Here is a 14405-nt window from a genome sequence, read left to right as displayed (position 1 = left end):
GCTAACGAGCTCCTTTTACGATTCCTGAGCGGGCTTGTCGGCCGGCGTGGCCTCTACCCGGGTGACCAGCAGCTGGTCAATCTTGTAGCTGTCGATGTCCACCACTTCAAACTTGTAACCGGCATATTTGACCGAGTCGGTTCGCTTGGGGATCTTGCGCAGCATGTACATGATGAAGCCGGCGATGGTTTCATAATTCTGGTTTTCCGGGAACTCCTCGATGTCGAAGGCACGCATCACGTCGGAGATGGGGGTCACCCCGTCCACCAGCCAGGAGTTCTCATCCCGCTGCACTATCTGCTCTTCCACCACGTGGGTGGCCCACTCGCCCATGACGGTACTCATCAGGTCGTTCATGGTGACGATACCCACCACCAGCGCGTACTCGTTCATCACCACCGCAAAGTCGCCGCGATGGTTCTTGAAGTACTCCATCGCCTCATAGAGGTTGAGGGTGTCGGGGATGATGATGACGTTCTGCACCAGGGAGCCGCTGTTGAGATCGATGCTCTGGCCGCTGATGACCCGGATCAGCAGCTCCTTGGAGTCGACGAAACCCTTGATGCTGTCGAGGTTGTGGTCGCACACCAGGAACTTGTTGTGGGGGTGCTCGGCGATCTTGGCCTTGATGCTCTCCTCCCCCTCTTGCAGGGTGAAGTAGATGAGGCTCTCGCGCGCAGTCATGGCGGAGGTGACGCCGAGGGACTGCAGCTCGAACACGTTCTCGATGAGCTGATGCTCCTCGCGCTGGATGACGCCGGCTTCGGCCCCCGCATCCATCACCGCATAGATGTCGTCGGAGGTGATCTCGTCGTTGCGCACCATGGAGATGCGCAGCAGCCGGAACAGGCCGTTGGCCATGCCGTTGAACAACCATACCAGCGGCATCAGCAGGGTGACGCACAGCAGCATGGGGCGCACCACCACCACGGCGATCCGCTCCGGCATGGTCATGGCGAGGCGTTTGGGCATCAGATCGGCGATGAGAATGAACATGCCGGTGACGAACACGAAGGAGGTCGCCGAGCTGATTTCACTCAGCCAGGGCCCCTGATAGAACTCGGAGACAAGCTCCTTGATGGCCGGGTTCAGGGCGGATTCGCCTAGGATACCGCCCAGGATGGCGACGGTATTGAGCCCGATCTGCACCACGGTAAAGAAGTTGCCCGGCTGGGCCTGCAGTGCCAGCACCTTTTCGGCATGGCGGTTGCCCTCATCGGCCATCACCTGCAACTTGATCTTGCGGGAGGCGGCGAGGGAGATCTCGGAGAGAGAGAAGAACACGCTGCCGGCAACCAGCAGCATCAGAAAAAATAAACTATCGGCAAAACTCATGATTAACCTATTGCTACACCCGCCTTAGCACAAGACGGCAAACTGGGTCCGGGAGACCGGACCGTGAGTCGATCCGGGACTCACACAGGGGGCATATTCTAGCAGAAAAGCGCCAGTCGGGTGGCGATATCTTGCACTGACTGAAAAGGCAACAAAAAAGGCGCTCAAAGCGCCTTTTTATTCATTTCAGACTCACCCTTTCCCCAGCAGGGTGCCCAGGTCGTCCGCCTTGGTGTGACGCACGTCCTTGCCTTTCACGTAGTACACGATGTATTCGCAGATGTGCTGGCAGCGATCGCCCACCCGCTCGATGGCCCGCGCCGCCCACAGCACGTTGAGCACCTGCGGTATGGTGCGCGGATCTTCCATCATGTAGGTCATCAGCTCGCGGATGATGGACTCGTACTCCCGGTCCACCTTGTCATCTTCCTTGTAGACCGCCAGCGCAGCATCGAGATCCATGCGGGCGAAGGCGTCCAGCACGTCGTGCAGCATCTTGATGGTGCGGCGGCCCATGTTCTCCAGCGACACCAGCGGCGGCTGCGGCTTGTTGGCGTTGTCGGTCAGCATGCGGGCGATCTTGTCCGCCACATCGCCGATGCGCTCAAGGTCGGTGATGGTCTTGATGATGGCCATCACCAGCCGCAGGTCGGAGGCGGTGGGCTGGCGCTTGGCGATGATGCGGGTGCACTCCTCGTCGATCGCCACTTCCATGGCGTTGACGTTATGGTCGTTGGCCACGATCTTGCGCGCCGCGTCCAGATCCTGATCGTGGATGGCCGCGATGGCGTCGGTCAGCTGCTGCTCCACCAGCCCGCCCATCACCAGCACCTGGTTGCGCACGCTCTCGAGCTCGGCATTGAACTGACCGGAGATGTGTTTGTTGAGGTTCATATTGTCCATACCAATAATCCTTGATGCTCCGAGTATGCCTTAGTCGTTGAACTGACGGGTAATCTGTTTGTTGATGCCCATCTTGCTCATCTCAATAACCCTTGTTGCACCAGCATCCCTTAGCCGTAACGACCAGTGATGTAGTCTTCGGTCTTCTTCTTGGCCGGGGTGGTGAAAATGGTGTTGGTGTCCGAGTACTCGATGAGCTCGCCCATGTACATGAAGGCGGTCTGATCCGAGACCCGCGCCGCCTGCTGCATGTTGTGGGTGACTATCACCACGGTGAACTGGCTCTTGAGCTCGTTGATCAGCTCCTCGATGGTGAGGGTGGAGATGGGGTCGAGCGCCGAGGTGGGTTCATCGAGCAGCAACACTTCCGGCTCGATGGCAATGGCGCGGGCAATCACCAGACGCTGCTGCTGACCACCGGAGAGGCCGAAGGCGTTGTCGTGCAGGCGATCCTTCACCTCGTCCCACAGGGCCGCGCCGCGCAGGGAGCGCTCGGCCGCCTCGTCCAGAGTGCGTCTGTCATTGATGCCCTGCAGGCGCAGGCCATAGACCACGTTCTCGTAGATGGACTTGGGGAAGGGGTTGGGACGCTGGAACACCATGCCCACCTGACGGCGCAGAGCGGAGACATCGACGCTCTTGTCATAGATGTTGTGGCCGTGCAGCTGAATTTCGCCCTCGATGCGGCAGATCTCTACCAGGTCGTTCATCCGGTTGATGCAGCGCAGCAGGGTGGACTTGCCGCAGCCGGAGGGGCCGATAAAGGCGGTGACCTGGCCCTTGGGGATCTTCATGTTGACGTTGAACAGCGCCTGTTTGTTGCCGTAGTACAGGTTGAGATCCTTCACCTCCAGCGCGGTCTGCTCCGGGCTCAGGTTGAGCAGGTCGGTCGCGGTGTGCTGGGTCGCTGCGGTCGTTACGTTGATCATCTGTTACCTCAAAATCTGTCGATGGCGGCGGGCACTCTCAGGGCCCGCGACCGGAACGCTTGGCTGGCAGGGAACCCCGTTCCCTGCCCGTCTCTGTGGTGCTGGTCTATCAATGTTCCAGCGACCGGAATTTTTCACGCAAGTGGTTGCGGATCCCGATGGCCGTCAGGTTGAGGCCGACGATCACCGTCACCAGCAGGAAGGAGGTGGCGTAGACCAGGGGACGCGCCGCCTCGACGTTGGGGCTCTGGAAGCCGACGTCATAGATGTGGAAGCCCAGGTGCATGAACTTGCGCTCCACGTGCAGATACGGGAAGTTGCCGTCCATCGGCAGGGTCGGCGCCAGTTTCACCACCCCCACCAGCATCAGCGGCGCCACCTCACCGGCCGCGCGGGCGATGGCCAGAATGAGGCCGGTCATGATGGCCGGGCTCGCCATGGGCAGCACGATGCGCCACAGGGTCTCGGCCTGGGTGGCACCCAGCGCGAGGGACCCCTGGCGGATGGTGCTCGGGATCCGGGCCAGCCCCTCTTCGGTGGAGACGATCACCACCGGCAGGGTCAGGATGGCCAGGGTCAGCGCCGACCAGATGACGCCAGGGGAGCCGAAGGTCGGGCTCGGCAGCGCTTCCGGATAGAACAGCTGGTCCAGCGAACCACCGAGGGTGTAGACGAAGAAGCCCAGACCGAACACGCCGTACACGATGGAGGGCACGCCCGCCAGGTTGATCACCGCAATGCGGATGATCTTGGTCAGGCTGTTCTTGCCCGCGTACTCGTGCAGGTAGACCGCTGCGATGACCCCCAACGGAGTCACGATGATCGCCATCAGGAACACCATGAAGACGGTGCCGAAGATGGCCGGGAATACCCCGCCCTCAGTGTTGGCCTCGCGCGGATCGTCGGAGACGAACTTACCGATCTGGTGGAACCAGTAACCCACCTTGGCCGGCAGGCTCATGTCGTTGGGCCACACCACGTCCAGTACCTTGGACATGGGCATGGTCACCAGCTCGCCGCGCATGTCCTTGACCGTGATGCTGTCTCTGTCTGCCTGGGCACGCAGGGAGAAGAGCTCCTTCTCCAGCACCTGATAGCGATCGTTGAGAGCCTGACGCTCGCTCGCCAGCTCGGCTTTAAGCTGATCGGTCAGCTTGTCATCCAGCTCGGCCTTGCGCTCTTTCAGGCGCAGCCGCTCCAGTTGATAGTTGATGCTGCCGATGTCCCCTTTTTGCAGATCGTCGGCTTGGCTTGAGAGGCCGTTGGCCCGCGCCAACACCCGCTGCAGGGCAGGATGCAGATCCGAGGTGAGCTCGTGGCCATCCTCTTTCACCGCGACGATATAGCCGTAGAAGTTGCCGTTGGTGGCGCGCTCCACCATGGCCAGCTCCGCCGGCAGGCTCTGGGACTTGATGTCGGTCTCCAGCACCCAGCGGAAGTCCAGGTCGACGAACTCGCGGTTGCCGGTCTTGACCAGATAGCGGGTCAGCAGCTCGCGCTCCTCCCCTGCCAGCGGCAGGCCGGCGGCCCGCAGCCGCTCGACCGGCACCAGCTCGCGGTCGTTGATCTCGCCGATCAGCACACTCTTGTTGCCCTGGGCGTCTTCCAGTTGCCACTCATAGATGGGGTGGGGCCAGAAGTAGACCAGACCACGCCAGCCGATCAGCAGCAGCAGACCCAGTACCGCTACCAGACTCAGGCTGACGGCGCCGCCGGTCATCCAGATCCAGGGGGCCCCCGATTTAAACCACTTACCCATTGTCGATTCCTCGATCCTTACAGAGCAGCCCATCACAGGGAGCTGTATTTTTCACGCAACCGCTGACGGATGAACTCGGCCAGGGTATTGAACAAGAAGGTGAACACGAACAGCACGAAGGCGGCGAGGAACAGTACCCGATAGTGAGAGCTGCCCACTTCCGATTCCGGCATCTCCACCGCGATGTTGGCGGCCAGGGTGCGCAGCCCCTGGAACATGGAGAAGTCCATGATGGGGGTATTGCCGGTGGCCATCAGCACTATCATGGTCTCGCCCACGGCGCGGCCAAGGCCCATCATCACCGCCGAGAAGATGCCCGGGCTGGCGGTGAGGATCACCACCCGGCTCAAGGTCTGCCACGGGGTGGCACCGAGGGCCAGGGAGCCCTGGGTGAGGTGCTTGGGCACCGAGAAGACGGCGTCTTCGGCGATGGAGAAGATGGTGGGAATGACCGCAAAGCCCATGGCGATGCCGACCACCAGGGAGTTGCGCTGGTCAAACTTGATGCCCATGTCGTGGGTCAGCCAGATGCGCGAGTCACCGTGCATGAAGGCGTTCTCGATGAGCGGGCTCACCGCGAAAGCGCCCCAGCCAATCAGCAGCAGCACCGGGATCAGCAGGATGGCGTGCCACCCCTCCGGCAACCAGGCCTTGCCGCGCTCCGGCAGGTAGTTCCACACCAGGGCGGTCAACAGCATCCCCATCGGCAGCAGGATCAGCAGCAGCACCACGCCGGGCAGCGCCCCCTCGATGATGGGAGCGAGCCACAGACCCGCCAGGAAGCCGAGGATAACGGTCGGCAGGGCCGCCATGATCTCCACCGTCGGCTTGACGTATTTGCGCAGCCCCGCCGACATGAAGTAGGCGGTGTAGATGGCGCCGGCGACGCCGAGCGGCACCGCAAACACCATGGCATAGAAGGAGGCCTTGAGGGTGCCGAACACCAGCGGCACCAGGCTCAGCTTGGCTTCGAAGTCGTTGCTGGCGGAGGTGGACTGCCACACGTACTGGGGCTCGGGGTAGCCTTCATACCACACCTGTTGCCAGAGCGCCGACCAGGTCACCTCGGGGTGCTCGTTCTCCACCGCAAACAGCTTGAAGGCATCCCCCTGCTGCATCAGCAGCACGTTGTGACGGGGGGAGATGGCCAGCGCCGACAGGGCGCCGCCCTCTACCTTCTCGCTCAGCAGCTTGGTTTCGCCGGTAGCGTGGAAGAAGCTGATGGTGCCGCTCTTGTCGGCACTGATGAAGCCCTTGCGAAAATGTTCCGGGGTCAGCTGCGCCACGGCGCCATCGCCCTTGAAATCGCGGATCTGGGTGAACTGGCGCTTGCCATCCCGGGCCACTTCGAACCACTGGGAGATGACGCCATTGTCGTTGCCCACCAGCAGGGAGGAGGCGCCGGAGAGCAGCTCGACCCGGGTCACGTTGGCATCGGGGGCGTTGATCTCCAGCACGTTGCGCAGGGAGATGTCGTTCAGGTTGTGAATGTCGTAGACCGAGAGGCGATTGCCCTCTCGCACGAACAGGATGCGCAGGTTGGGGGTCAGCAACATCTGATCCACGTGGCGCGGCAGGGAGGGGATGCTGTAGTTCTGGGCGCTCCACTCGACTTCGCCGGAGAGGAAGTTCTCCTCACCGCTCATCACCATCATGACGCCGCGACCATCGGCGGTCACGGCCGCGGTGGCCATCTTGTCCTTGGTGGCTTCAAATACCATCAGCGACAGCGCCTTGCCCGCAGGGTCCACCACGACCGGCTCTTCGCCGAAGGGGTACTGCAGACTGGGCTCGATGACCCGCACGTCGTTGGGATAGGAGACCTTGAAAGCGGGCTGCACCACCTGGGCCTTGCCGTCGGCAAAACCGTAGGCCATCAGCTTCTGGCCCGGCGACGGCGGCGCAACGGCGGTGATGTCACCCTTTACCTGTGCCTGACCGAGCGACTGGCCCACCTTGACCTTGCCATCATTCTGGACGGCAAAGAAGTTGACCTGGCCCTGGTCGCTGAAGCGATAGCCGATCTCGTTCTGCTCCTCCACCCCGAGCCAGGCGGTTTTGCCCTGAATGGGCAGGGTAAACGATGCGGTCGGCTCCATGGAGGCGCCATTGAAGATGGGTTTCACCACATAGAGCAGATAGAAGAAAATAAGCAACAGGGCGACCAGAACTAGGGCTCCGCCCGTGGTCACCCCGTACTTGGCCAACTTATCCTTGATACGGCGCTTTCTGCTCCCCGCCATAACCAGGTGCAACGATTCCGATGACATGCAAAACCTCAATGTGAGCTAGGCTTGGCGGCATTATATGGCGGTTGCATGACAGTTTTGTTACATGAAGGTCCCGTGAACCGGGCTTATTTGCAGGCAAGAAAGCGGCATCAAAGATGCCATGGAGAAGATGGAAAGCGACTGTTTTATAAAGTTAAAAATGCAGCGCAAGCGCCGCTGGAGCGCGCCGCTTGCGCCGATGCGCCTCAATCGTTGGCGGCCGGGGTTTGTTGCAGTGCCAATCTGGCGGCCTTTTTCTCGGCGCGGCGACGCCTGAAGAAATCCGACAGCTGGGCCGAGCAGGCCTCTGCCAGCACGCCGCCGGTCAGCTCGACCCTGTGATTGTGACGCGGGTCCTGCAGGATCTCGAACACTGAGCCGGCCGCCCCGGTCTTCAAGTCCCGCGCGCCATAGACCACCCGCTTGACCCGGCTGTGGATCAGGGCACCGGCACACATGCAGCAGGGCTCCAGGGTCACATAGAGGGTGGTGTCGAGCAGACGGTAATTTTGCAGCCGTTCGCCAGCAGCCCGGAGCGCCATCACCTCGGCATGGGCGCAGGCGTCGTGTTCGCTGATGGAGCGGTTCCAGCCCTCTGCGACGATCTCCTCCCCCAGCACCAGCACGGCGCCCACCGGGATCTCGCCGATCCCCTCGGCCCTGGCGGCCAGCGCCATGGCATGGCGCATCCAGCGTTCATCCTGCTCGTGCTGGCTCGCCTGTGCTGCAACGTCCGATGGTTTCACGCCCTGCTCCTCTCTGACTGGTTGATGACGACAGATCATGCTGTCGGCGAAAGACGGTATCACGGCCCCGTGCCGCCGCTCTCTGTGGCATAGGTCCCGCCATCCATGCCCACGGCGGGGCGGCGATTATGCCAAATCCCGCTGGCGCCCCCAAGTTCCATCTGTGGTGAGCAATAAAGAAGCAGTCAGCATCTCTATGATAAAAAAGGAGTTGCGTCCAAAGGTGCGGAACATTAGACTTCCTCCCCGTCAGCACAGACTGACCTTGTCGGCGTGTAGCGCAGCCAGGTAGCGCACTGTCATGGGGTGTCAGGGGTCGGAGGTTCAAATCCTCTCACGCCGACCATATTTCCCCGAAAATAGCCCAGTCCAGCGACTGGGCTATTTTTTTGCCCGTCATCCCGATCTTCAACCCGCCGCTCGCCGTTAGCCTCTCGTGTCACACCCTCTCCTTCAAAGAGTCACCAATCAGTTGCGGTACGGATTTTATTCAGAACCGCTTGAAACCTTTCGAGAGTATCGCTAGGATACGCGACTTTTCCGCCGGCATTTCGTACAGGGAGGTGGAAACCCGGGTGATGGAGTCACCAACCGGCTTGCAATCCAGTGAGGCAAGCACCCATGACGCAAGCAGTTGAAGCACAACCCGAACACTCTCCCCTGCCCCAGCCGGCCACCGAAAACGATGCCAACCAGTATGTGGCCGAGCATGGCTCCGTCGTACGGCTCGACATCGTCGATCTGGCGGCGCCGGACGATGACTACTGAACCGTCAGCCCTGGCGTCAACCCTTCCTGTCACGGGAGATCAGGGTCGTGACACTCGGGAGCATCTCCCCTTGATACCTCCTTTGAGGGCCAGGATGGCCCGCTGATATAAATAACAACAATATCCTGCGTAACGAAATAGCTGCAGTCATATCTGCTACCAGCATCCCTCCCCTCACCTGCACACGCCATCCCCCGAGGTGATACAAACCTACGTTATTGCCCATCACTTTCTCACTCTGCTGCCACCGGATCCCATTCGGCCCCACTGAGCAATTTAAGTTTTAAACAACCGTTCTTCACCCAATGCCAGAGGGCACCAAGCGCTTGCTGGGTTGCTTAAACGCATTTCATACGGACGTTTTTTGAAAGCTTGGAGTGAGGTCGGGATTTGTTTTTGCATTTGTAATTTTATTACGTAATAAGTTACATCCCGTCGACTATTATCCCCCTGATATGGGGCCACCGAGAAGGGGTGGAAAACAAGAGCATAACCATCTGCATAGAGTTTTTGCGCTAATCAAACAAATCCTTTTAAAACATAAAGTTAATGGTATGACCAAAACAGGCGTTTTAAAAAAGCTGTTGACGAATAGAGCAATATTTCGCACCTTATGAATCGTGTTATCCCGTTGTTACGGGAAGATTGAAAAAACAGGGATCGACTTTAGTCGTAGTTAATTAGTTCAAAATGTAATTCTCAAAGGAGTGAACACTATGTCGGCACCGGCCCAGACCCACTGTAGCGCCCGTCTGCGCATCCAGGGCGAAATGCATCCCGATTACGCGCAAATTCTGACGCCGGACGCGGTGGCCCTGGTATCCGAACTGGTGGAACGCTTTGCTCCCCAACGGGACGAATTGTTGAAACAACGTGTGGCACGCCAGGCCCGTATCGATGGCGGCGAGCTGCCGGACTTCCTGCCTGAGACTGCCCACATCCGCGCCGGCGACTGGACGGTACGCGGCATTCCTGCCGACCTGCAGGATCGCCGTGTGGAGATCACCGGCCCGGTCGAGCGCAAGATGGTGATCAACGCCCTCAACGCCAACGTCAAGGTGTTCATGGCGGACTTCGAAGATTCGCTGGCCCCCGCCTGGAATAAGGTGATCGAGGGTCAAATCAACCTGCGCGATGCGGTCAATGGCACCATTGCCTACCAGAGCCCGGAGGGGAAATCCTATACCCTCAATGCCGATCCTGCGGTGCTCATCTGCCGGGTGCGCGGTCTGCACCTGCCGGAAAAACACGTCACCTTTGATGGTGCCCCCATTCCCGGCGGCCTGTTCGACTTCGCCCTCTACTTCCTGCACAACTATCAGGCGCTGCTGGCCAAGGGATCCGGCCCCTACTTCTACGTGCCCAAGTTGCAGAGCCACCTGGAAGGGCGCTGGTGGAGCGAGGTGTTCGCCTGGACCGAAGACAAGTTCGGCTTGCCCCGCGGCACCATCAAGGCCACCGTGCTGATCGAAACCCTGCCGGCGGTGTTCGAGATGGACGAGCTGCTCTATCAGATGAAGGATCACATCGTCGCCCTCAACTGCGGCCGCTGGGACTACATCTTCAGCTATATCAAGACGCTGAAGAACCACCCGGATCGCGTCCTGCCGGACCGTCAGGTGGTGACCATGGACAAGCCGTTCCTCTCCGCCTACTCGCGGCTGCTGATCAAGACCTGTCACAAGCGCGGCGCGCTGGCGATGGGCGGCATGGCCGCCTTCATTCCAGCCAAGGATGCCGCCGTCAACGAGCAGGTCTTCGCCAAAGTACATGCCGACAAACAGCGTGAAGCCGACAACGGCCATGATGGTACCTGGGTGGCCCACCCAGGCCTGGCCGACACCGCCATGGCCGTGTTCAACGCCACCATCCCGGCCGGCGCCAAGAACCAGATCGGCGTGCTGCGCGAGCAGGATGCCCCCATCACAGCCGCCGACCTACTCGCCCCCTGCGAGGGCGAGCGCACCGAGGCAGGTATGCGCACCAACATCCGGGTTGCCCTGCAGTATCTGGAGGCCTGGATCAATGGCAACGGCTGCGTGCCCATCTACGGTCTGATGGAAGATGCGGCTACCGCCGAGATCTCCCGCACCTCCATCTGGCAGTGGATCCGCCACGGCAAGTCCCTGTCAAACGGCCAGGTGGTGACCAAGGATCTGTTCCGCCAGATGCTGGCCGAGGAGCAGGAGGTGGTCAAACGCGAGGTGGGCGAAGCCCGCTGGCAGTCGGGTCGTTTCGCCGAGGCGAGCGCCCTGATGGAAGAGATCACCTGCGCCGATACCCTGATCGATTTTCTGACGCTGCCCGGTTACGAGCGGCTCTGAATCACGGGCTCCGCAAGGGGCTCGCCAATAACAAGTCAATGGAAACGTGAAATCAATGAAAGAGGGAACTGATATGGCACTGACCCGTGAGCAACAGATCCAGGCTATCGAGAAAGACTGGGCACAGAACCCCCGCTGGAAAGGGATCAAGCGCGGCTACAGCGCCGAGGACGTGGTCAACCTGCGCGGCAGCCTGCAGCCGCAGCACACCCTGGCCCAACGTGGCGCCGACAAGCTGTGGGAGCTGATCCACGGCGGCGCCAAGAAGGGCTACGTCAACTGTCTCGGCGCCCTGACCGGCGGCCAGGCGGTGCAACAGGCCAAGGCGGGGATCGAGGCGATTTACCTCTCCGGCTGGCAGGTAGCGGCAGACAACAACCTCTCCTCCACCATGTATCCGGATCAGTCCCTCTATCCGGCCAACTCGGTGCCGTCGGTGGTGGAGCGCATCAACAACTCCTTCGCCCGTGCCGACCAGATCCAGTGGGCCAACAAGGTAGGGCCGCAGGATGAGGGCTTTATCGACTACTTCCTGCCCATAGTCGCGGATGCGGAAGCCGGCTTCGGCGGCGTGCTGAACGCCTTCGAGCTGATGAAGGGGATGATTGAAGCGGGCGCCGCCGGCGTGCACTTCGAAGATCAGCTCGCTTCCGTCAAGAAGTGCGGCCATATGGGCGGCAAGGTGCTGGTTCCGACCCAGGAAGCGGTGCAGAAGCTCGTCGCGGCTCGTCTGGCGGCCGACGTCTGCGGCACCAGCACCCTGGTGATCGCCCGTACCGACGCCAACGCGGCGGATCTGCTGACCACGGATGCGGATCCTTACGATGCGGACTTCCTGACCGGTGAGCGCACCGCCGAAGGTTTCTACAAGGTGCGTGCCGGCATCGATCAGGCCATCGCCCGCGGTCTGGCCTACGCCCCCTACGCCGACATGGTGTGGTGCGAAACCGCCAAGCCGGATCTGGACGAGGCGCGCAAATTTGCCGAAGCGATCAAGGCCCAGTTCCCGGATCGCATCCTGGCCTACAACTGCTCGCCGAGCTTCAACTGGAAGAAGAACCTGGACGATGCCACCATCGCCCGCTTCCAGCAGGAGCTGTCCGACATGGGTTACAAGTACCAGTTCATCACCCTGGCGGGCATCCACAACATGTGGTTCCACATGTACGAGCTGGCCTACCAGTACGCCCGTGGCGAAGGGATGAAGCACTACGTCGAGATGGTGCAACAGCCGGAGTTCGCCGCTGCCGAGCGCGGCTACACCTTCGTGGCACACCAGCAGGAAGTGGGTACCGGTTACTTCGACAAGGTGACCACCGTCATTCAGGGCGGCCAATCCTCGGTGACTGCGCTGACCGGCTCCACCGAAGAAGATCAGTTCCACTGATAGGCAGAACTCTTTGAGAGAGTCCTTGAGATAGCAAAACCCCGGCCAGTGGCCGGGGTTTCTTTTTATTCATTGCTTAGGCGTCGCTCACGCTCAAACACACCCGAAGAACTCAGAGCTCGAGGATCTCTTTGACAAAGGGGATAGTCAGCTTGCGCTTGGCACGAAAGGAGGCGTTGTCGAGCTGATTGAGAGTGGTGAGCAGGGTACGCATGTCGCGCGAGAGACGGTTGAGCAGGAAGCGGCCCACATCGATGGGCAGTTTGAAGCCCCGCAGCTCGGCACGCAGCTGCAGGGCACTGAGCTTGCCTTCATCGTCCAGCTCGTCGAGGTGGAAGCTCACGCCCCAGTCCAGCCGGGAAGCGAGATCCGGCAGTTGCAGCCCCAGTTTGCGCGGTGCGCTGCAACCGGTCACTACCAGGGTCCCCTCGCCCTTCTCCTGCCAGCGGTTGTAAAAATCGAACAGGGCCCGCTCCCACAGCGCATTGCCGGCGATGGCTTCCAGGCTGTCGAGGCAGACCAGCGGCAGGCTTTCGAGGGCGTCGAGCATGCTGGGGTCGAGCTGTTCGAACTGATCGAGGGAGAGATAGGCTGCCGCCGCGTCGCGGGCATTGACCTCGGCGCAGGTGGCGTGCAGCAGATGGGAGCGGCCCGATCCCTTGGCCCCCCAGAAATAGAGGAAAGGTGAACCCTGACCAATGGCCGCATTCTTGAGGGCGGTGATCAGATGAGCATTGTTGCCGGGATAAAAACTGACGAAGGTTTCATCATCCGGTAGTTGTACGGCTAAAGACAGTTGGGCCGGTTGCTTCACTCGTTAGGCTTTGACTGTGACATTTGCTACCAAGTGTATCATCGCCGGGCCGGATAGAGAACCGCCCGGACAAGCCGGGCGGTATACAAAAGCCTTATAAAATCAGGGCTGCGACCATTGGTAACGCAATGCGCTGCCATTATCGTCAACCCGATGCAGGCGGCTCTCGAGCTGAAGCATGCGGGCCAACTCGGCCTGATCACCCTGCAGGGTGAAATTGAAGGTGACCTGGTCCCCTTCCAGTTTGCCAATCTCGACCTTGCTCACGTTGGCCATCCCCTGCAGCATCTTCTGCACGGCGATCATGCTGTCCACGTCGGAGAGCCCACTCACCACCAGACTCTGGCTGGAGGCCGGCCCCGAGACGCGGGCACCATAGTTTTTCACCAACCAGCCGGCCAGGGTGTCGGCAAAGCCCTGTGCCACCTCGGCCTGGGAGCCAGCACCATTGCCCCGGGTCAGCTCGGCCACTTCACCACCGGCCTTGGGTCCGTAGAGACCCCAGTCGATGTTCCACTTCTCCCCCTCCGGGGTGAGCTTGCCCAGCACCACCATCTCGGCACCGTAACGCTGGCTCGCCTTGAGGATGGGGTCGGCGAAGCGGCCCCAGACGTCGGTGGCATTGACCGCCATGTTGTCGTCCAAGTCCATCAGCGGAATGCTGACCGGCAGCCCCATGGCCTGGGCCTGGGTACGCAGGGCGGCGGCCCAGCCGTCGCTGGACTGATCCGGCAGAATGCGGCGCTCCCCTTCATTGATCACCAGCCAGATGGCCACTTGAGGCCGGGCCGGGCCCAGCAGGGCGAATTTGCTCTCGGCCACCAGGGCATTGACCTTGGTCACGTCGAAATCGGCCTTGAGAAACTTCACCGGCCCCACGTCCTGATAACCGTAGTGCTGCACGAACGTGCCGGGTGCCGCCAGCGCCTTGACCACCGCCGGCTGGGTCAGGATGTCGCGCTTGCCGGTCACCTTGACGAGCACCTCGCCCAGGGCCTGGGACTGGGCTGCCGCCATGTCGCCGCTGGTGGGGGCCTTGCCCTGATAGAGATCGGTCACCTGGGCGGCCGACACCATGAATGACAAGCCGCAGCAGAGGGCGGTCACAACACGTTTGAGCATGAGAAAAGTCTCGAAATGGGAGATGGTGCTTATGGTAGCGGCAAGGCG

11 protein-coding genes and 1 tRNA gene are annotated in these 14405 nt (G+C 60.9%); 4 read left to right on the top strand and 8 right to left on the bottom strand.

The annotated features are described in order from the left end of the window. Positions 1 to 15 precede the first annotated feature (15 nt). The 6 genes from AB5Y95_RS09205 to tadA form a co-directional block, all read right to left on the bottom strand. Positions 16 to 1335 carry a hemolysin family protein gene (locus tag AB5Y95_RS09205; protein WP_010633484.1) on the bottom strand — a complete coding sequence of 440 codons (1320 nt, stop codon included), beginning with the start codon at positions 1333 to 1335 and terminating at the stop codon, positions 16 to 18. Positions 1336 to 1527: 192 nt separating this feature from the next. Then, entirely contained in the window at positions 1528 to 2238 is a 711-nt protein-coding gene (gene phoU / locus AB5Y95_RS09200) for a phosphate signaling complex protein PhoU (protein WP_005302735.1), read from the bottom strand. A gap of 110 nt (positions 2239 to 2348) precedes the next feature. After that, entirely contained in the window at positions 2349 to 3167 is an 819-nt protein-coding gene (pstB, locus tag AB5Y95_RS09195; protein WP_005302736.1) for a phosphate ABC transporter ATP-binding protein PstB, read from the bottom strand. Between the two features lie 109 nt (positions 3168 to 3276). Continuing rightward, positions 3277 to 4926, bottom strand: a complete 1650-nt coding sequence (pstA, locus tag AB5Y95_RS09190; RefSeq protein WP_005302737.1) for a phosphate ABC transporter permease PstA — start codon at positions 4924 to 4926, stop codon at positions 3277 to 3279. A gap of 32 nt (positions 4927 to 4958) precedes the next feature. Further along, on the bottom strand, positions 4959 to 7196 hold the full coding sequence (locus AB5Y95_RS09185) for an ABC transporter permease subunit (RefSeq protein ID WP_368160684.1): 2238 nt from the start codon (positions 7194 to 7196) through the stop codon (positions 4959 to 4961). Between the two features lie 206 nt (positions 7197 to 7402). Next, positions 7403 to 7942: a tRNA adenosine(34) deaminase TadA gene (gene tadA, locus AB5Y95_RS09180; protein WP_081050920.1), complete on the bottom strand. Its 540-nt coding sequence runs from the start codon at positions 7940 to 7942 to the stop codon at positions 7403 to 7405. Between the two features lie 269 nt (positions 7943 to 8211). Between tadA and AB5Y95_RS09175 the strand changes: the two genes are divergently transcribed. The 4 genes from AB5Y95_RS09175 to aceA all read left to right on the top strand — a co-directional run bounded on the left by AB5Y95_RS09175 (position 8212) and on the right by aceA (position 12421). Further along, a tRNA-Pro gene (locus AB5Y95_RS09175) sits at positions 8212 to 8288 on the top strand. A 275-nt stretch (positions 8289 to 8563) separates the two neighbouring features. Further along, positions 8564 to 8710 carry a hypothetical protein gene (locus tag AB5Y95_RS09170; protein ID WP_368160682.1) on the top strand — a complete coding sequence of 49 codons (147 nt, stop codon included), beginning with the start codon at positions 8564 to 8566 and terminating at the stop codon, positions 8708 to 8710. A gap of 716 nt (positions 8711 to 9426) precedes the next feature. Further along, positions 9427 to 11034, top strand: a complete 1608-nt coding sequence (gene aceB, locus AB5Y95_RS09165; protein ID WP_139397924.1) for a malate synthase A — start codon at positions 9427 to 9429, stop codon at positions 11032 to 11034. A 73-nt stretch (positions 11035 to 11107) separates the two neighbouring features. Beyond that, the gene (aceA, locus tag AB5Y95_RS09160; RefSeq protein ID WP_005302742.1) at positions 11108 to 12421 is read left to right on the top strand and encodes an isocitrate lyase; all 1314 of its coding nucleotides are present in this window, start codon (positions 11108 to 11110) and stop codon (positions 12419 to 12421) included. 112 nt (positions 12422 to 12533) lie between these two features. Here the strand turns inward: aceA and hda are convergent, their stop codons facing one another. Both hda and AB5Y95_RS09150 read right to left on the bottom strand, forming a co-directional pair. Then, positions 12534 to 13235 carry a DnaA inactivator Hda gene (hda, locus tag AB5Y95_RS09155; protein WP_016351307.1) on the bottom strand — a complete coding sequence of 234 codons (702 nt, stop codon included), beginning with the start codon at positions 13233 to 13235 and terminating at the stop codon, positions 12534 to 12536. Positions 13236 to 13337: 102 nt separating this feature from the next. Next, on the bottom strand, positions 13338 to 14357 hold the full coding sequence (locus AB5Y95_RS09150; protein ID WP_368160679.1) for a DUF2066 domain-containing protein: 1020 nt from the start codon (positions 14355 to 14357) through the stop codon (positions 13338 to 13340). Positions 14358 to 14405: the final 48 nt, after the last annotated feature.

Source organism: Aeromonas sp. R5-3, assembly GCF_040908225.1.
GTDB lineage: Bacteria > Pseudomonadota > Gammaproteobacteria > Enterobacterales > Aeromonadaceae > Aeromonas > Aeromonas dhakensis.
The sequence above is the reverse complement of the archived record's forward strand: the minus strand, read 5'-3'. Positions and strand labels throughout refer to the sequence as shown.